14 protein-coding genes are annotated in these 18,204 nt (G+C 51.7%); 7 read left to right on the plus strand and 7 right to left on the minus strand.

Annotated features, from left to right (window positions below):
• The first annotated feature begins 145 nt into the window (after positions 1 to 145).
• Entirely contained in the window at positions 146 to 1,948 is a 1,803-nt protein-coding gene (locus EFO84_RS07355; protein ID WP_164742404.1) for a glycoside hydrolase family 3 protein, read from the plus strand.
• Here the strand turns inward: EFO84_RS07355 and EFO84_RS07360 are convergent.
• Positions 1,922 to 4,657 (minus strand): FAD-binding and (Fe-S)-binding domain-containing protein, encoded by a 2,736-nt coding sequence (locus tag EFO84_RS07360; protein ID WP_240642660.1) that lies wholly within the window; start codon positions 4,655 to 4,657, stop codon positions 1,922 to 1,924. The two genes, EFO84_RS07355 and EFO84_RS07360, sit on opposite strands and share 27 nt — an antisense overlap.
• Before the next feature lie 78 nt (positions 4,658 to 4,735).
• Here EFO84_RS07360 and EFO84_RS07365 point away from each other — a divergent pair, with 78 nt between their 5' ends.
• Entirely contained in the window at positions 4,736 to 5,584 is an 849-nt protein-coding gene (locus EFO84_RS07365) for a MurR/RpiR family transcriptional regulator (RefSeq protein WP_127347397.1), read from the plus strand.
• A 13-nt stretch (positions 5,585 to 5,597) separates the two neighbouring features.
• Here the strand turns inward: EFO84_RS07365 and EFO84_RS07370 are convergent, their stop codons facing one another.
• The 4 genes from EFO84_RS07370 to EFO84_RS07385 are packed head-to-tail and all read right to left on the minus strand — an operon-like array spanning position 5,598 to position 10,587.
• On the minus strand, positions 5,598 to 6,761 hold the full coding sequence (locus tag EFO84_RS07370; protein WP_127347398.1) for an exo-beta-N-acetylmuramidase NamZ family protein: 1,164 nt from the start codon (positions 6,759 to 6,761) through the stop codon (positions 5,598 to 5,600).
• Positions 6,754 to 7,707, minus strand: coding sequence for an N-acetylmuramic acid 6-phosphate etherase (murQ, locus tag EFO84_RS07375; RefSeq protein ID WP_127347399.1), 954 nt, complete (start codon positions 7,705 to 7,707; stop codon positions 6,754 to 6,756). Before murQ ends, EFO84_RS07370 begins: the two co-directional genes overlap by 8 nt.
• Positions 7,704 to 9,275 (minus strand): sodium:solute symporter, encoded by a 1,572-nt coding sequence (locus tag EFO84_RS07380; protein WP_127347400.1) that lies wholly within the window; start codon positions 9,273 to 9,275, stop codon positions 7,704 to 7,706. Before EFO84_RS07380 ends, murQ begins: the two co-directional genes overlap by 4 nt.
• Positions 9,276 to 9,279: 4 nt before the next feature.
• Entirely contained in the window at positions 9,280 to 10,587 is a 1,308-nt protein-coding gene (locus EFO84_RS07385; protein ID WP_127347401.1) for a hypothetical protein, read from the minus strand.
• Positions 10,588 to 10,697: 110 nt separating this feature from the next.
• Between EFO84_RS07385 and EFO84_RS07390 the strand changes: the two genes are divergently transcribed.
• From EFO84_RS07390 to EFO84_RS07410, 5 genes are all read left to right on the plus strand, one after another.
• On the plus strand, positions 10,698 to 11,585 hold the full coding sequence (locus EFO84_RS07390) for a glucosamine kinase nucleotide-binding domain-containing protein (protein WP_127347402.1): 888 nt from the start codon (positions 10,698 to 10,700) through the stop codon (positions 11,583 to 11,585).
• On the plus strand, positions 11,570 to 12,562 hold the full coding sequence (gene nagB-II, locus EFO84_RS07395; protein ID WP_127347403.1) for a glucosamine-6-phosphate deaminase NagB-II: 993 nt from the start codon (positions 11,570 to 11,572) through the stop codon (positions 12,560 to 12,562). The genes EFO84_RS07390 and nagB-II overlap by 16 nt, the downstream gene beginning before the upstream one ends.
• Complete coding sequence (nagA, locus tag EFO84_RS07400; protein WP_240642661.1) at positions 12,562 to 13,692, plus strand: N-acetylglucosamine-6-phosphate deacetylase; 1,131 nt, start codon at positions 12,562 to 12,564, stop codon at positions 13,690 to 13,692. The genes nagB-II and nagA overlap by 1 nt, the downstream gene beginning before the upstream one ends.
• A complete protein-coding gene (locus tag EFO84_RS07405; RefSeq protein WP_127347404.1) occupies positions 13,689 to 14,960 on the plus strand; it encodes a sugar MFS transporter in 1,272 nt (423 codons plus the stop codon). The genes nagA and EFO84_RS07405 overlap by 4 nt, the downstream gene beginning before the upstream one ends.
• Positions 14,961 to 15,056: 96 nt before the next feature.
• The gene (locus EFO84_RS07410) at positions 15,057 to 16,394 is read left to right on the plus strand and encodes a metal-dependent hydrolase family protein (protein WP_127347405.1); all 1,338 of its coding nucleotides are present in this window, start codon (positions 15,057 to 15,059) and stop codon (positions 16,392 to 16,394) included.
• A 20-nt stretch (positions 16,395 to 16,414) separates the two neighbouring features.
• Here the strand turns inward: EFO84_RS07410 and EFO84_RS07415 are convergent, their stop codons facing one another.
• A complete protein-coding gene (locus EFO84_RS07415) occupies positions 16,415 to 17,788 on the minus strand; it encodes a permease prefix domain 1-containing protein (RefSeq protein WP_127347406.1) in 1,374 nt (457 codons plus the stop codon).
• A complete protein-coding gene (locus tag EFO84_RS07420; RefSeq protein ID WP_127347407.1) occupies positions 17,772 to 18,140 on the minus strand; it encodes a PadR family transcriptional regulator in 369 nt (122 codons plus the stop codon). Before EFO84_RS07420 ends, EFO84_RS07415 begins: the two co-directional genes overlap by 17 nt.
• Positions 18,141 to 18,204: the final 64 nt, after the last annotated feature.

An 18,204-nucleotide genomic window follows, 5' to 3' on the forward strand; every position in this document is an offset into this window, starting at 1 on the left:
TCATCTATTGATGCCGATCAACGATTCTCAACTAACTGAGCGACAGCTGATGATTTGGAATATTTTATTTAAGAGAGCCCTTTCAACAGCAGATGCCCAACGGCCTAACAGAATATTACAGTGGTGTTGCAGCACTGTTCTTGCATTGGTCATAAGTGCTTGTAGCCTCCCTGATAGCCGCGTAGATACCACCAGCTTTGATTATCTGGTTGGGCAGAAGCTCATGCTCGACCTGCGTTATTTCTGCCCTCAGCATGGTGCTGAGCAGGTTTGTCGCCAGCCGTTGTTGGAGCTACCCGAGGCTTTGGCGGAGGTGTTGCGACGAGGACGCATAGGCGGCGTCATTTTGTTTGCCGATAATATTCAGACCAGCCACCAAACCATGACCTTGATCGACGAGATGCAACAGGTGATGCGCCAGGCTGGGTTGCCACCGCTATTGATTGCTATTGATCAAGAGGGGGGGCGGGTAGCGCGCTTACCGACCGATATGTTGGTGCGCTTTAGTGGCAATATGGCGCTTGGCGCAAGCTATTCCGAGCAGGGCACGGCATTAGCAGCACTAGTCGCGAAGATACAGGCACAGCGTTTGCGGCAGTTGGGTTTTAATGTCAATTTCGCGCCAACAGTTGATGTCAATATCAACCCATTGAATCCGGTTATTAATGTGCGCAGTTATGGCGAGTCACCGCAACAGGTCGCCAGCTTGGGGCAAGCGACAGTTGAAGCCTTGCAGCAGCATGGCGTAGCGAGTGCGCTAAAGCACTTTCCTGGTCATGGTGATACGCTGGTTGATAGTCATATTGGTCTGCCAAGAGTCGACCATGATCGTGCCACCATTGATGCCGTTGATCTGTTGCCGTTTCAACAAATTATCGCTAGCGCGTCGCCGCCGGCATTATTGATGACCGCGCATATTCAATATCCGCAGCTTGATAGCAGTACCTTTGTGACTGATGACGGTCGCGAGATTATTGTTCCAGCTACGATGTCACGAGCCATTATTACCGATTTGCTGCGTAACGAGTTGGGTTATCAAGGGGTGGTTATTAGTGATGCGCTGGATATGGCGGGAGTGGCTCAATACTATTCCCCCTTACAAGCAACAGCAACCACCTTTGCCGTCGGTGTCGATATTGCCTTGATGCCGTTTAAGCTGCGTAATCATCAGGATATCGAGCAATTCTGGCAATTTCAGCAGCAGTTAATTGCTGCAGTCCGTAAGCTGTCCAGCACCGAGCTCGAACAATCGGTAGCGCGAATCAGCGCGTTGAAACAACGTTTTGCTAAACTAGCTGAGCCGAGCCAAACGCTGTCAGCTCGTATTAGCGACTTTGAAGCACGCGATCGAACTCTTGAGTTCGCTGTTCAGAATTTACTAGCAAACGCAGCGACTACATTGATCTACGACCGCGGTGTGCTCCCCATCACCCAAACGCATTGGCATTTTTTGATGCCTGACACCCTGCGTTGTGAAGCAGCACTGAATGCGCTTGCCGCACTGAAGCCAGAAAATACTGCCGATTGCTTAAGTTTGGCGCATTTGCCCGAGTTGCCGCACACCTCCTACTGGCGTGAGGGGGCATTGATCCTGGTTGGCGATATTACCCCAGCACATAGTTTGGTCGAGTTAGGGGGTATGGATGATATTCATGCGGCGCGGCCGCGCGCTTCGGTTACTGAGCGCCACGCGTGGTTACAACAAGCACTCACCGGTCGATCCCAAGTGGTCGTTTATGCAACGTTACGCAGCCCTTATGGCGCCGCCGACTTTGCTGGATATGCACAGGTGGCGACAGCGAGTTTCGATTATTCGGCGGAAAAAGATCACCAGGGTAAGGTGATTAGCGCACCGCTAGAGGAGCTGGTGCGGGCCTTGCTGACTAATCAATGGCCAGGAGTTTTGCCGGTCAGCGTGAGCTTACCGGCTGAGTTGCTCGAGCAGTAAGGCGATGTGCTGATAATGTATGCCACTGTGATGACTAAGGCCGATTTCACAACTGCGATTATTGCTGACCGCATAACGACAATCAGCCGGCACTTGTGCGGCTAACGGCGCGAGCGCCGCAGCATTAAGCTGTGGCTCGGAAAAGCCTTTATCACCGGCAAAACCGCAACAATAAATACCCGTTGGCTCAACCACCTGGTCACTGCATTGATGCGCCAGGGCACGCAGAGCTTGCCCTTGATCAAGATGGCGACTGCTGCAGGTGATATGCAGCAATAACGGCTCATCAAGCGCTTTTAGCGGTAATTTATGGACCACTCGTGCTTGTAAAAAAGCACTCAGCTCTAACACCTGCAGACCGGCTAAATCGTTCAGCTGGAGTGCACAGGCACTGGCATCAACCACCACTGGCCAGCGGCCTTGCTCGGTCAGCTGCCATAATTGCTGGTAACTTGCTTGGCGTCGTTCGGCGGCAATCTCAGGGTGACCTTTGCTAAGCCAAGGCTGGCCGCAGCAGTGGTCGGCTTGCTCGGGTAGCCAACGTACACCAATACCAGCGCGCTGACATAAGCGCTGCACTGCTTCGGGTAACGTTAATTCGATGGCACTAGCGAACAGTCGATTAGCGCAACCTGACCAATAGACGACCTGTTCAGGCAAGCTATCATTAACGGCAGTCGGTAGCTTTGCAGCTGGCCTTGGTAAAGGCGGCATACGCTTTGATTTATACAGTCGCTGTAACGGTTGTAGGCCAGCTAAAGCGAAGCGTGCTATGGCTAGGCTAGTGGCTAAATGTGCGGCGCTCCAACGTGCTAGGGGCGGCGCCGGTGGTTGTTCAGCACGAAGTTGCTGAATCCATTGGCCGGTATTTATCCCAACCGGACAACTGGTTTGGCACAATCCGGTTGCCGCGCAGGAATCTATGCCGAGCTGCTGGAATGCTTGTGTGACTTGCTGCTGTTGCCCGGGTTCGAGCTGTTGTTGACGGCGGCGCAAGGCGATACGTTGCCGCGGTGATAAGGTGTAATGCAGCGATGGGCAGTGCGGTTCGCAAAAACCGCATTCAATACAGCTATCGACCATTGGGTCGATACTAGGTAATTGTTTTAAATCGCGAATATGTGCATCGACGGCATCATTAAGAATCACCCCGGGGTTAAGAATCTGTTGCGGGTCAATAAGTTGTTTCAACCGCTGCATAACTTGCAGGCCCTCACCGCCCCATTGGGCGTAAAGGTATGGTGCCATATTGCGACCGGTACCGTGCTCTGCCTTCAAGGTTCCTTGATAACGTTCGAGCACCAGTTGCTGCAGGGCATCCATAAATTGCCGATAACGCTCTATATCCGCTGCTTCATTGAAGCTTTGGGTAAACACAAAATGCAGGTTACCGTCCAGCGCATGACCAAAAATGATGGCTTCGTGATAGCCATGCTGATTGAGTAACTGTTGTAAATCCAGTAATGCGCGGTCGAGCACGGTTATATCGAATGCGACATCTTCGATAATTACTGTGGTACCACTCGCTCGCACCGCCCCAACGGCGGGAAATAAACCTTTTCGGATCCGCCATAGGTCGCTACAAATACTGCTATCGCTGGTAAATGGGGCAATCATGGTAAGGCTTGGGCAGCTCCCTAACAGCTGCTGTTCAATGCTAGCAATGGCCTGCTTGAGCGCCGCCTGATCAGCCCGACCAATTTCGATCAATAAGGCCGCCATACCAGTTTCGATAGGTTGTTGATAATAAGGCTCTAGCATCTTTGTAACTGCGCGCAAGGCCCGGTCATCGAATAATTCAACCGCTGAGACCTGCAATGATTTCAGTAAAGGAATAACTTGGCATGCGGCAGTAATACTGGGAAATAGTAATAAACCGGTGGCGCTGGCTTGATCAATGGCTACCGTTTGGTAAGTAATGTTATCAATAAAACCAAGAGTACCTTCCGAACCAATGAATAAATGACTGAGTATGGCGACTGGATCGGAATAATCGAGCAGCGCATTCAGCCCATAACCCATGGTATTTTTGAAGCGGTATTGCTGGCGTATTTTGGCGCTAAAGACCGCGTCGGCTTGAACCGCTTCGGCCAGTTGTTGCAGTTCATGTAACAGCTGCCGGTGGCTGCTGCGGAAGGCTTCAACACTGGCGGCATCAGCATTATCGACATGGGTGCCATCGGCGAGAATAAAACTTAGTGCAGCCATGGTATGGTAGCTATTATGTTGCACACCACAGCACATTCCCGAGGCGTTGTTGGCCGCAATGCCGCCAATCTGGCAACTATTTATCGAGGCCGGATCAGGGCCAATCTTGTAGCCGAAAGGCGCGAGTTGGCGGTTCACCTCAGCACCAATAACCCCAGGCTGAACTTGCACCTTGCGGCCTTGCTCGAGAACGTTAAGCTGTTGCCAATCACGGGTTAGCATCACTAATACTGAGTCGGTAATGGCTTGACCCGATAGACTGGTGCCAGCGGCGCGAAAGGTCACACTAATAGCATAATGATTAGCTAGCTTTAGCAGCTGCTGCATTTCCTCGCGTGAGGCAACGTAAACCACTAATTTCGGTAATTTATGATAAAAACTAGCGTCGCCACTAACGGCAAGACGACGGCTGAGGTCGCTGACTAATCGCTCAGCGGGGAGATGTTTTCGCAGTTGTTGGCAAAATAAATCCCAATGACTGGAGGTGGTTTGGTTGCGCACAGCAATGGCTCAGTTAAGTTCATGGCAAATTTATAGTAATAGTTTATAGTCAAAAAAACCGTTTGAGGATAGAGCATCATGTCAGCATTGACTAAAATAAAGGCGTTACAGTCAACCTTGACCAGTAATGAGGCCAAGTTAGCCGCCTTTACCTTAGCGTCGCCGCGGGCGTTGCGCGAGCTTTCATCATCGCAACTGGCCAAGCAGGTGGGGGTAAGCCAATCAAGCGTGGTCAAGTTTGCACAAAAATTAGGCTATAAAGGGTATCCAGCATTCAAATTGGCGCTGCTTGATGCAATCAATAAAAGCCATTATGCAGCGGAACGTTTGCACGGTGAAATTACTATCGATGATGCATTACCTGCTATGGCTGATAAATTGCTGGCAGGGAAAATAAAAGTTCTACAAGAAACGCGTTCGTTAAATGAGCACATTCAAGTTGAACAAGCTGTGCAGGCATTATTGCAGGCTAAACGCATTCTTATCACCGGCGTCGGCGGGTCATCCATCGTCTGCGCCGATTTTTGTTACAAACTGCGCAAACTTGGCTTACACGCACAGCACGACTCTGATAGTCATGTTCAGTTAGCCGTTGCAGCAACCTTAAGCGAGCATGATTTAGTATTTGCCATTAGCGAGTCAGGTGCGACTAAAGAAGTACTCAGAGTGGTCAAAGAATCTCGTCGTCATGGCAGTCGGGTGATCGCCTTAACCCACTATGGTAAAACGCCGATCAGCCAGTACGCCGATATGGTGCTATTTTCAATCGCTGAGGCCGATTCCATGCGATTGTCATCAATTCATGCGAGAACAGCGCAGAATTGGGTCATTGATTTGTTATTTATCGCACTGATTCAAGCCTCTGAGCAAGGCCGTTCAATTTTAGCGCTAACCAATAAGGCGTTCGCGCGCATGCGTCAAAATTAACCTGCCGCACTCGTTATTCCGGATAGAGCAGATACTTGCTACGGAGCTGCTTGAAGGCATCAAGCTGCGGTTGCCACTGTGCCCGAATTTGTTCAGCAGATAGTCCCGCCTCAATCGCCAATCGGAGTTTGTCGGTACCACTCAATTTATCCATAAAGTCAGGGCTGGTAAAAAACCTCAGTTGTGCGGCTTGAAAGGCTGTATACGCTTGAATCAGTAGCGTTAAGTCAAAACCAGAAATGCTACTGTTGCGCAGATCAATGCCATGCAATAGCTGATCGCGTAGCTTAGGTGTTGGTGCACTGTGCGCTAAGCTGCGCGGGGTAAAACGAAAATCACCGAGGTGAACTTGGTCATGCCCGAGCACTTGGAACGGGAACTCGGTACCACGGCCGATGCTCATAGCAGTCGCTTCAAACAAGCACAATGACGGGTAAAGCTGAATCGCTTGGGCATTGGGCAGGTTGGGGCTGGGCGGCACTGGCAGAGTATAGCCTTGCTGGCGCTGATAGTCTGCCACCGCAATCACTTGTACTTGGGCTTGTGCGGCTGCGTTAATCCAACCTTCACCGACGATCATTAAGGCTAATTCGCCGAGAGTCATACCATGGAGGAGTGGAATTTCGTGCATGCCAACAAAGGAACGAAATGCTGGCTCTAACATCGGGCCATCAACAAAGGCGCCATTTGGATTCGGCCGATCGAACACCAACACCGGCACCTGCTGCTCGGCGGCGGCTTCAAGCACATAGTGCAGAGTGCTCAGATAGGTGTAAAAACGTGTGCCAACATCTTGTAAGTCAAAAATCACATAATCAATGTCAGCGAGCATGGCTGGCGTTGGCTTTTTATGGGCACCATAAAGCGACATAATTGGGATGCCGGTACGGCTATCAACGCTGTCATCAATGCGTTCACCGGCACCGACATTGCCGCGAAAACCATGTTCTGGGGCCAGCACACGCTGGATCTGATGACCTTCGCCAAGCAGATGATCAACCAAGTGTTGGTCACCCACTCGCGAGCTTTGATTAACCACCAGAGCCAGTCTTTTGCCGGTCAGCAATGGCTGGTAGAGGGCAGTTCGTTCAGCGCCAACAGTCGCAGCGCCGCAGGGCGCCGCCAGCAGCATCACCAGTAAACCATAGAGCACCATGCTGCCGAGCTTGTTAATCATGCGACGGCCCCGCTTGGGCTGCTACGGCGTGTCGTAGGAAGCCATCATGCTGCTGCAACAACTGCCGCGCTTGCTCGACCTCCGTGCCTGTTAATATCATCAGGATAGCCAACTTGGCATGATATCCAGCACGCTGTAATTGCTGTTCTGCCAGAGCTGTTGAGCACCCGGTGGCTTGAGTGACGATACGAATTGCGCGGGCATATAATTTTTCATTACTGGCATGCACATCGACCATTAAATTTTGATAGCTTTTGCCAAGTCGGATCATCACTGCGGTACTTAGCATATTGAGTACCATTTTCTGCGCGGTGCCCGATTTCATCCGCGTAGAGCCGGTCAAAACTTCCGGTCCCACGATTGGGCAGATGCCATATTGGGCTAATTGCAGCACTTCAGTGTTCGGATTGCAGGTAATAGCAATGGTCGCGCAACCCATAGCATTGGCATAGTGTAAACCCGCGGTCACATAGGGCGTGCGGCCACTGGCAGAAAGCCCAACCAGCACATCGCTGGCGCTTAATTGCCGTTGTTGTAAGTCAACAACCGCCGCATCACGGTCATCTTCTGCGCCCTCAACGGCATGTTGGATTGCCCTTTCACCGCCGGCGATAATACCCTGCACCATCGACTCATTGACGCTAAAGGTCGGCTTGCATTCAACCGCATCAAGAATGCCGAGACGACCACTGGTGCCAGCACCCATGTAGATTAAGCGCCCGCCAGTTTTAAGGCGATCGACTGTAGCGTCTACGGCCGCTGCGATGGTTTCCAGCTGTTGTTCAATGGCGCCAGAAATAAGGGCATCCTCGCGGTTAATGCGCTGCAGAATGTCAAAACTAGAAAGCGTATCGATATCCATAGTTGACGGATTTCGACCCTCCGAGATAAAGCTATCAAGTTGTTGCAGTAACGCCTCTGAGTGCGTTTGAGCTGAGTGTTTCATGCCGAGGTTTCAGGGTTAGGGTCGGCTTTTCCAAGCCAACAAATAAAAGTTGAGACACTGGTACCAATGACAAGTTGCCAGGTAAAGCCAATATCAGTTACCCATGCAGCGGGCCATAGTAAATCCATCATATAAGGTTGCAGGCTCAATGGTATTAAAAAGCCAATAATGAGTGCAGCGGTGATAGAGCGACGGTTGCCGCGTTGGCTAAATAAAGTGACAAAATAAACACCAAGCAAACCACTGTAGGAGAACACCATCACCCCCAGTGCAAAAGCCAGTAATGGCGTATCACTGTACTGCTGCCAATAATAGCACAGCATCGCCATAGCGCCGAGCGCCAGGGCTACCAGCGCCATAGCCCACTGCCCGGCGCGCACAAAGTGCAGCGCTGGCGTTTGTGCCTTACGTGCCAATCGCCAAGGTTGATAGAGGTCTTGAATCAACACGCTGGCCATTGAGTTGAGCCCCGAGTTTAGCGTTGATAACGCGGCCGCGATAATGCCGATGGTCACTAGGCCGCGCACACCAGCGGGTATTTCAGTTAGCACGTAATACATAAAAATAGTCACCGGTTCGCCATCAAATACTGGCACTGGCGCGCCATTGGCAGCACTGGCCATGACGTCGGGTCGTTGATAAAACACATAAAGTAACAAACCGATACAAATGAATAGCAGCATCACCGGTATCACCATCACAACTGACAACAGCATAGCCCGCCCGCCTTGCTCTGGCGTTTTGCAAGTCAGTGCGCGCTGGGTGACGTCTTGATCGAGACCAAAGGCAGCAATGTGCAGTAACACAAAACCAGTCAGAATAGAGGGTAAGGAAAACACTCCGGCGCTAGTGAAATCCCAGTCAGTGTTCCACAGCCGGAGCTTGGATGGCGTTTGCTCAGTAGATTGCTGCAATATCGCTACCAACTCGCTGAAGTTCAGCGGAATCGCCTGCACTAGGATAATCAGTACCGCCACAGCAGCGCTGACATATACCATGGCTTGTATGAAATCTGAGTAAATAATACTGCGAATACCACCTACCACGGTATACAGCAAGCCCACCACTGCGATCAGTGCAATAGCAATAGCGACACTCGTGGGCGCTATGTTACCGAACACAATCATAGCGACAGCAATAGCTGCCATGTAAAGCCGCGCACCACTGGCAAAAACTCGGCCAAACAAATACAAAATTCCGGCTTGTTGTTTAGCCACCGGACCAAAGCGTTGCTGGAGTAATTCATATACGGTGAATACGCGTTGCTCGTAGAAGCGCGGCAATAACCATTTAGCAACGAAAAAAACGGCTATAAAGGCAGCGAGGTTACTGGCTAAATAAGTCAAATCCCCACGATAACCTTGGTCTGGACCACCAAGAAAGGTTGCTGCTGATTGCGAAGTAGCCAAAACCGATATGGCGACTGCCCAAGTCGGCATACTATTTCCAGCCAGAAAGTAATCTTGACTGGTGGCATTGCGTCGATTGAGCAGCCAGCCACTGCCAAGCAGTAGCGCGAGGTAGCCAATAAACACCCATAAATCGGGCCAACTATAGTGATTAAGCATTGGGCTAGTAAACCTTATCAAGACTGACTTGAGTTGGTGGCTGGCGCAGCAGCTGAAGAGTGGCTTGGCGGATAATTTGCTCGACCTTTAAGCCGGCCTCTCCAACACCCGTGTAATCTTGTTGTGGGCTGCTCGCTTGCACTGCCATAGTGAACTCGCGGCTGCCATCGGGTAGCGGCAAGCACACATGCAGCAGTGCCACAACCTCTCCACTATCGCGAGTTTCGCTTGGGCCTGCGCCTAGTTTATGCAGAATCCGCCAATTACCGCTGCTAGCTTGGTCCAAGGTGGCCTGTACAGATAACCCACGCAGGGCTGGATAATGCTCTTGTAGAGCTGCAGCAATAGCGCGATGCGGAGTTAAACTGGCACCAGCCATCATACCTCCGGCGGCGATCTCATGGGTGCTGTGACCAACGCCGAAAAACAACATGGCAATGGCGTCAGCAGAGAGCCCATCGAGCCGTATTAATGGATCGCGGTCATAGCTTGCTAAGCGTTTGAGAAATTCTGCTAGCGCCAAAGTCGTCATTGGCTTATTACCGGTGACGCCGCACTCATCGCAGCGATAGGGCAGCATACCCGGGTCGTTAGCAAACGCTGTAACCGCAAGCTCGCGCGCGCGGCTTGCGGTGAGCCAGCGCGGTGGTTCCGGAGCGTAGGGGCTTGGGCCGTAGGCACCGCGAAATTTAACCTCGGCTTGACCGATATTCAGCCAACCTTGATGGAATAGCTCAGTCAGATAATTGCGCCCAGCAATGTTGGCAAAGTAATAGGCATAGGCATTGGAATCGCCATCAGCCTCACCAATTGGCTGGTAGCTGTGAATGCTGGTAATAATATCAGCGAGCCGTTGTTGACCAATGAGCGTATCAGCTTGGGAAAAATCAGCACCAAGCTTAGCTACAGCACCAATAAAAGCGATAATTTTTGAACTGCTCCAAGGTTCGAATAGGCTGGTTTGACTTGCGTCATTGGCTAAATAGCGATAGCCAAGAGCGTTATCTTTATAGGCAAAATCAATCACTAAAACCTTGCCTTCCGTGGCGCTGATAGGGAAATAATGCCAATCATGAGCACTCCTATCCAGCCAGCCCGGTGAGCTTCCCATGACAGCTGAGGTGAGGTAATTCGAATTATCTGCGGCTACGGTTGTTGCGCAATCAAATGTGCCCGGCTGGTAATTCTTCGGCACAATCGGTAATGCACTAATGACCTGTTGATAATAATTTTCAGCGCTGATCGGGGCAATCGCTGCTGGATAATCACCTTGCCCAAGCGCAATAACACTGAGCAATAGCTGCTTTATCATAAATTAATCCCTCAATTAGAATTCTTTGAGAATAAAGTATTACAAGCCATTGTGCAAAATGTGGCACTATCATAGGGTATTTGCAGCAGCAAGCTAGGGTTCGACTGATTATGAGTGTAATTCATTATTATGCAGGCGTTGATGGCGGTGGCACCAAATGCAGTGTGCATTTATACGACCAAACTGGCGAACTCATCGCCAGCGCCAAAGGTGGCCCGGCTAATATTGCGCAACAGCCGCTACAAGCACAAAACTCTATTTTAGAGGCCTGTACGGCAGCTTTAAAATCGGCTGGCGTTGGCAATCAAGCGCTGGCCACCACCGCACTGTGTGCCGGTTTAGCCGGCGCGAATGTGGCTACTGCAAAAGCGGCGTTGCAGCAGTGGTCGCATCCCTTTGCGCAAGTCCAAGTGATTTCTGATTTGCATGCTGCGGTATATGGCGCTCATGGTGGCGCCGCTGGGGCAGTCATGATCATTGGCACCGGTTCCTGTGCTGCAGCATGGTCAGGGAACGATCTGCAGCAATGGGGCGGACATGGCTTTTTACTTGGGGACAAAGGTAGCGGTGCCTGGCTCGGCCTGCGTGCTGTGCAGCATACCCTTGAAGTGCTTGATGGGGTGCAACCACCAAGTCTATTAGCGCAGCAGGTACAGCAGCGGCTGCAGTTGAACACGAGCAATGCGTTGGTGACGGTGTTACACCAAGCTGCGGCAGCGCGGTTTGCTGAGCTTGCTCCGCTACTTGTTGAACTGGCTCGCGCTGAAGAGCCAGTAGCAGCTGCACTGGTTGCCGACGCCGCGGCTTATCTTGATGCCATTGGTGGTCAAGCACTCGCTTATGCCGGCGGTAAGTTGGTATTGGTTGGAGGGTTAGCAGAGCAGCTCAGCGGTTGGTTAAGCCCAAGCTTGCAGCAACACCGTGGCGACGCTCAGCATGGGCCAGAATGGGGGGCAATTGCCTGGTTTCATCGAGGTCTTTTATGTCCAGCCGACTAGCGCTTGAAATTGCTGAAACTGCCGAGGTTATCGAGCGGCAAATCACCGCCAATAATCGGCTAGTGAGCCAATTGGCAGCGCACTTACGCGCACAACCACCAGCGCTCATTATGATGATTGGGCGCGGCACGTCAGATCATGCCGGAGTTTTTGCCAAATACTTGTTTGAGGTCACCGCGGGCATCCCGGTCGCCGCTGCTGCCCCTTCGGTGGCTAGTTTGTATCAGCGCCAATTGCACTTAAGCGGCGCCTTAGTCATGGTTATTTCCCAATCCGGGCGTAGTCCAGATATTGTTGAGCAAGCCGCACAAGCGAAGCGCGCTGGCGCGTTGGTGGTTGCCATAGTGAATGCTGAAGATGCGCCGCTGTGTGCCCATGCGGATTGGGTCATTGCTATGCACGCCGGAGCAGAGCACGCGGTTGCCGCTAGTAAAAGTTATTTGGCGAGCTTAACGGTATTGCTGCATATTGCTGCGCAATGGCAACAAGACAGTGAATTATTGACCGCTTTGCAGCAATTCCCGCAGTATCTTAACGCGCTTGGGCAGCCGCCATTACTGGCACAACCGAGCGCGCTGCAGGATCTGCAGCATTGCATTGTAGTGGGGCGTGGGTTTGGCTACGCGATTGCTCGAGAGGTCGCACTCAAACTAAAAGAGGTGCTTGGTCTGCATGCTGAGGCTTTTAGCAGCGCGGAGTTTTTACATGGTCCGATTACCTTGATCCGGCATCCATTAACCATCATTGACATAACTATTGGTGATGAAAGTGCTGCCGCACATCAACAGCAAATGCACGAAATTGCTACCCGCGGTGCGCGGATAATCCCGTGGCATAGTGATACCGCAATTCATCCGCGCTTGCAGCCACTGGAACTGATGTGGCGTTTTTATCAGGCATTGGAACACATGGCTCGCAGTCACGGCCTCAATCCCGATGCCCCGCCCGGGCTAAAAAAGATAACGGAGACATACTAGTGTTTGTTTGTGAACGAGTACTGACCCGTGATGGTTGGCTGTATCAGCAACAAATCACTTTAAGCGGTCGGCAAATTCTCAGCATAGAGCCAGCACCACAGGACCATCAATTGCCCTACTATCGCGGCAGCTTGCTACCTGGTTTTATCGATGTACAAGTCAACGGTGGTGGTGGTGTGCTGTTCAATCATGACTGCAGTGTCGATGCTCTGCAACAGATCATGCAGGCGCACCATCAGTATGGCAGTACCGCCTTGTTACCCACCTTTATTACCGACGATTTTAGCGCTATGAGCCGTGCGGCCGAAGCTATAATTGCTGCCCGTGCTCAAGCTGTAGCCGGTATTGTTGGAGTGCATTTTGAAGGGCCTTGGCTATTTGCCGGGCGCAAAGGCGTGCACCGTGCTGATTATATGCGCGCACCTAGTGCTGCCGAGTTAGCGTTATTAACCCAGCCTGAATTAGGAGTGGTGATGGTGACCCTAGCACCAGAGATGGTGACCACTGAAGTTATCACTCAATTAGCTCAAGCCGGTATTCGCGTCATGCTTGGCCATACCGATGCCAGCGCTGAGTTGGCCAATCAGGCATTTGCTGCTGGAGCGGTCGGATGTACGCATTTATTTAATGCCATGTCACAGTTACAAGGGCGTTCACCCGGAGTTGTTGGAGCCTGCTTAGCCAATGATAGTTATGCCGGAATCATCATTGATGGTCACCACGTAGCTGCTGAGGCTTGTCGGCTTGCTTATAAAGCCAAGGGCGCTGAGCGACTAATGTTAGTTACCGATGCCATGGCGCTGGCGGCCACCGATGCCGATCAGTGTGATTTGTTTGGGGTGACTATTCGTCGCCAGTCAGACCGGCTGACTACCGCGGAAGGAACTCTAGCGGGTTCCTGTTTAACCATGCTCGCAGCAGTGCAAAACGCCGTGCGCCTGTGCGGTATTTCGTTAGCCGATGCGGCACGAATGGCAGCTACCACACCGGCTACATTGTTAGGCTTGGACACCCATCAGGGCCACCTTGCTGCTGGTCTGCAGGCGGATATGGTGTTGTTGAATGACGCGCTGCAATTGCAACAAGTCTGGCAGCTTGGTAAACCGTTATATGCGGAGATAAAACAATGAAAAGCTGGTTCCCAATGCTCACCCTCGGGGTGTTATTTTTTATCTTCGGCTTTATTACTTGGCTCAACGGCGCGCTGATTCCGTTTCTACAAATCATTTCTGATTTGAGTGAATTTCAGGCGCTGCTGATTGCCTTCAGTTTTTATATTGCCTATGTGGTGATGGCCTTACCGATGTCATGGTTGCTGGATAAAACCGGTTACCAGCAAGGCATTGTCATTGGCTTAGGTTTGATTGCAGTGGGCCTATTATTATTTGTTCCAGCCGCACAAACGCAGTGGTTTGCGATATTTTTGACCGCACAATTTGTCGTCGGTTCTGGGCTGACAATTTTACAAACCGCCTCGAACCCCTACATCACTCGGCTTGGTCCGGAACAGTCAGCGGCGGCGCGTATTGCGGTCATGGGCATACTGAATAAATGTGCCGGGGTACTGGCACCGTTATTTTTTACCTGGTTAGTGCTCGCCGATTTACCGCAAATTTCTCAGAGTATGTTGGCCAGCCTGCCTGCTCCAGAGCGCGCCGAGCAGGTTGAACTGATGGCCAGCCAGTTGATCACGCCTTATGTCGGTATGGCATTGTTCTTAATGGTGGTTGCAGCATTGTTTGCGACAATCAAATTACCGCCGGTAGAAGAGCAAGCACCAAGCCATAATGCACAGAGTATTTGGCAGTTCCCACAGCTTATTCTTGGCGCCGTTGCGCTATTTTTCTACGTTGGGGTTGAGGTTATTGCCGGCGATACCATAGGTATGTACGGTGCGCAGCTAGGTTTATCCAATTATAGTGTGCTGACTTCTTATGTTATGGTAGCCATGGTGCTTGGTTATCTGCTTGGGTTGTTGCTGATTCCGCGGTGGCTGAGTCAAGTTGCTGCCTTGCGCTGGTCGGCCGCGTTAGGGCTGCTGCTCACGACACTGTTGTTGTTTAGCTCAGCGAGTGATCACTCGGTAGCCGAGTTGATGTGGGGCTGGTCAGGCATTCCAACTACCCCTAATAGCATTACCTTTTTGGCGTTACTCGGCTTCGCTAACGCAATGGTGTGGCCGACTATCTGGCCACTCGCACTGGCCGGGCTCGGCTCGTTCACAGCAAGGGGCTCGGCAATTCTGATCATGGGCATTGCCGGTGGCGCGCTGTTACCACTGTTATATGGCTGGCTGGCCCAGCAGTCTAGTATGCAAAGTGCTTATGCGCTGTTGCTGGTTGGTTACGCGGTGATTGGCAGTTATGCTTGGCGTGGTTATAACCGGCGGCATTGGTGATGGGCAGGTTTAGCCCCTTAGTACGATCGCGGCACTCCAGCACGCTAATCATCAGTTTCGCGTTGAATTAAATTTTCAACAGCAAAAGGACATCGCATGAACAAGTCATTAGTTCTTGTTTTAGGAATACTGTTGACACTTGCCAATCAGTCGTTGAAGGCCGAACAGATCACGACCGTATTGTTTGAACAGGTGCGGATTTTTGATGGCGAAAAGCTCGCGTTATCAGCACCCATGAACGTGTTGGTGCGTGGTAATGTCATCGATACTATCAGTAGCTCACCTATTACTCTCGCTGACGGTGAACAAGCGCGGATTATTGCTGGCAATGGCCGCACCTTAATGCCGGGTCTGATTGATGCGCACTGGCACACCATGCTAGCGTCGCTGCCTATGCAGGCGCTGTTAGTTGCTGATATTGGTTACATCAATCTGGTTGCTGGGCAGCAAGCTGAACAGACCTTGATGCGCGGTTTTACCAGTGTGCGTGACCTCAGTGGCCCGGCGTTTGGCCTAAAACGCGCTATCGATGATGGAGTGATCAAAGGCCCGCGTATCTGGCCCTCAGGTGCGATGATTTCGCAGACCGGCGGGCATGGCGATTTTCGTTTCCCTTATGAAGTGCCAGCACCGAACAATGCTGGGCTAAGCCGCGGTGAAGCCACCAATGCCGGCGTCATTGCCGATGGCGTCGATGAAGTCCGTAAGCGCGTGCGTGAGCAGCTGATGCTCGGTGCTACACAAATCAAATTAGCCGCCGGTGGCGGAGTGTCCTCGATGTATGACCCGATTGACGTAGCGCAGTACTCGGAAGAGGAGTTTCGCGCTGCGGTTGAGGCAGCGGAAAATTGGGGTACCTATGTGACCGTTCATGCCTATACCTCGCGCGCTGTGCAAACGGCTATTAATGCGGGGGTGAAGGTGATTGAGCATGGCCAGCTGATCGATGATAAAACTGCCCAGCTGATGGCGAAAAAGGGCGTGTGGCTCAGTATGCAGGCGTTTATTGATAACGAGTTTGCCAATCCACAAAGCGGTGAAGCTCGGGTTAAGCAGCAACTAGTTCAAGCCGGCACTGACCGCGCCATTGCTATGGCGAAAAAGCACAAAATCAAACTGGCTTGGGGCACGGACATTCTATTTAACCCACGTGCTCCGAAGAATCAGGGCGCTATGTTGGCAACTATGACACGCTGGTTCAGCGCCCCAGAAGTGCTGCGTATGGCCACCAGCACCAATGCGCAGCTATTGGCCTTGTCAGGTCCGCGCAGCCCTTACCAAGGTCAACTCGGTGTGGTGAAGCAAGGGGCTTTAGCGGATTTATTGCTAGTTGACGGCAACCCGCTCGACGATCTCAGTTTAATTGCCGATCCGCAGCGTAACTTTGTGGTGATTATGAAAGACGGTAAGGTCTATAAAGACCAGAGTAGATAGCTCTGGTCTATTACCAGCCACTAGGTGAAGCTGAATAGCGGCGGTAGGAGTAGCACGACCACTAATGCCCACGCCACATAGACCGGGATCATCGCCGTTTGCCATTGTTCCAGCGCGCTAAAGCCCTGCTTACCGCGTAAGAAGCGCCAGTAATGCCAAGCATAGCCACTCAAACTAAATAGCAGAATGAGGTTCTCACCCAGTGCTGCCGCTCGGTTGGCGCTAAAGCCAAACTCTGAGAGTCGCTCGGCAATTGCCACCAGAGCTAACAGGTCGAGCAATAACGCCGCGCTTACTAACAACCACTGCAAGCTATCAAATAGCCCGGGCGGTTGCTGAGGGTCGCGTGATGAGACGCCGTAGAGTAACAGACCCAGCACCACCACCAGCAAAATATCCAAACCAATCAATACCTCACGCTCCAGTGCGAAGCCTTGGCCAGTGATCAGCATCGTTAGCAATAGGGTCATCAACACGATGACAAACATCGGGGTAAATACCCGAGTTAATACCGGTGCCATGCTCTCTAGCAAAGATTGTTTCGCTTCCACCAAATAAGCCGCAATAACCAGTGCACCCATAGCGCCACAAGGTAAGATCCACACCGCCACTAGATCGCCAATGTCCAAACCAATAAAGCCAAACAATCCAACCGTAACAGCGGTGAGCACTACACCACCTAAGGCAATCAGCAGGTAGTAAATGGCGAACTCACCCGAGAAGCGAATGAAGTCCATGCGCCGGCTCTGACTTTGCCAAAAGTTGCCGCTGTAGCACACGCCAATGACAAACCACAGCACAATGGGTAGGTGAATAGCACTGAGCATTAGCGTATCGGCGTAGTCCACAAAAGGATAGGTATTCACCGCCAGGGTGAGCATTAACGTGGTACCGCTTAACAGCAGCCAGCCACGTAGACCGAGCTGGCGCTTGATGACAAAGTAGGCGCCAACAAAGGGCAGCCCGAATAGTGCTAAATTCTGTGGGTAAAATAAGTCGGCATAAAAGTCATCGTAAGGCACCCAAGCCATTAAATCGGGCAGTTTAATGGCCATGGCAGCGGCTATTGCCAGCACCAATACCACCAGCAACTCCCAGCGCCAGCCGTAGCCTTTTTCAGGCTGGCTGTAGACTAAATGCTGCCATAATCGGCGCGAGTGCACTTCGGCGTATTCACGCGCTACGCTATCAAGTTTACCGAGCCGTTTGCTGGCAATCAGAAACGCTTCATCGGCGCTCAAACCGCCTTGTTGCAAGCGTTCCATTTCAGCACATAGGTGGTCCTCAAGCTCATCGGCATCGGCTTCGGTGAGGGCGCGATGTTGTTCTAGATACTGGCGCCATGCCGCAATTTGGGCATCGCTGTCAAAGGGGTTGTCAGGCGAAGTGACCATCGCTCAAGGCTCCTGTTTGTTGATGGGTGTCGTTCCAAATACGGCTTAAGGTTCGGGTAATGAGTTGCCATTGCTGCTGTTGGTGACGCAAGCTGCACTGACCAAGCTCAGTCAAGCCGTAGTATTTACGTTTGCGACCGCTGTCAGCCACGCGCCAGCGTGCTTCCAGCAAGCCTTGCTGCTCCAGTCGGTGCAACAGCGGGTAAAGCATGCCATCGGTCCAGTTAAGGGCGCCGCCAGAGAGTTGCTCAACGCGTTTAGCGATATCATAGCCATAGCTTTCGCCATCGGCCAAAATACCCAGCACCAGTGGAGTAGACGAAGCGGCCATTAAATCTTTCGATAGGTTCATCGGTTATACCTAGAAGTACAAGGTATAAAGATTCTATACCTAGAATTGCTAGGTATGCAAGTGG

This window comes from Pseudidiomarina mangrovi (assembly GCF_003999375.1).
GTDB lineage: Bacteria > Pseudomonadota > Gammaproteobacteria > Enterobacterales > Alteromonadaceae > Pseudidiomarina > Pseudidiomarina mangrovi.